The 1,069-nt window shown below is 61.3% G+C and carries 2 protein-coding genes; one reads left to right on the top strand and one right to left on the bottom strand.

From position 1 onward, the window contains the following. Window positions 1-314: non-canonical purine NTP pyrophosphatase (locus tag BN1121_RS08550; RefSeq protein ID WP_043597680.1), on the bottom strand; the 314-nt coding region annotated here is incomplete at its 3' end. Between the two features lie 207 nt (window positions 315-521). Between BN1121_RS08550 and BN1121_RS20025 the strand changes: the two genes are divergently transcribed. After that, window positions 522-1,069: PDC sensor domain-containing protein (locus tag BN1121_RS20025; protein WP_043597678.1), on the top strand; the 548-nt coding region annotated here is incomplete at its 3' end.

The following is a 1,069-nucleotide window of genomic DNA, read 5'->3' as shown; positions in this document are numbered from 1 at the left end:
TCGGCCAGCAGCTTGTCGATGTTGTCCCGATCGGTGGCGTTATCGCTGGCGAAGCGGGCGGAGTAGACGCCGGGGCGCCCCTGTAGCAGATCCACTTCGAGACCCGAGTCGTCGGCCACCGCCGGTAGCCCGGTCGCCTTGGCCGCGTGGCGGGCCTTGATGATGGCATTTTCGACGAAGGTCGTGCCGGTCTCGGCCACTTCGCTCACCGCAAACTCGCTCTGGGGGACTACCTGGATGTCGAGATCCGCCAGCATGGCGGCCAGCTCCTTGACCTTCTTCTGATTGCCGGTCGCCAGTACGAGTTTGTTCATTATCCACCTCCAATATTTAGACCCCCGCATTCTAGGGCCAGGGGGCGGGCGGGGAAAGCTGCATTTTTCACACCATTCCGGGTGCTATGGGGCTGGTCCACCCCCCGGATGGGGAGGCGCGTCAGAAAAAGCAGGGGGGGTTGGCTAGTTTGTAACCACTGACGGGTGAGCGGCTTGCTCAAGACCGGGTATTCGCAGGAGGTTAGGATGAGAGAAGAGGCACGTTGGCCGCTGCACTATCGTCTGATGGCGATCTGCTTGATGATAGCCCTGATCCCGGCGCTACTCGGCAGCCTGCTCATCGAGCGCAATGCAAGCCGTGCTCTGCAGGAGCAGGTATTTGGGCATCTCACCTCGGTGCGTGAGATTAAGTTGGCACAGATTGGTGGTTACCTTGAGCGGCAGAAGGCGGTGCTGAAGACGCTGGCCGATACGCTGGGCGCGCTTTCTGAAGGAGGTGACGACTGGCTGCGCCACCACGAGCTGCTCAGTGGCTATGTGAAGCAGTTCAATTTCTACGATCTCTTCATCATCGACGACGCCGGCCGGGTCATCTACACGGTGGCCAGGGAGCCCGACTATGGCACTAACCTGGTTGATGGCCCCTATCGGGATTCCGGCCTGGCCACGCTCTATAAGAAGGTCAGTGAGCGCGGCGCCTTCACCATGGTCGACTTCTCCGCATACGCCCCGAGCAAGGGTGAGCCAGCTGCCTTCATCGGGCAGTCCCTGCGCCTGGCCGATGGTCGCCAGCT

Origin of the sequence: Aeromonas diversa CDC 2478-85, from assembly GCF_000819805.1 — a bacterium.
GTDB lineage: Bacteria > Pseudomonadota > Gammaproteobacteria > Enterobacterales > Aeromonadaceae > Aeromonas > Aeromonas diversa.
This window is presented reverse-complemented; position numbering and strand designations above follow the sequence as displayed.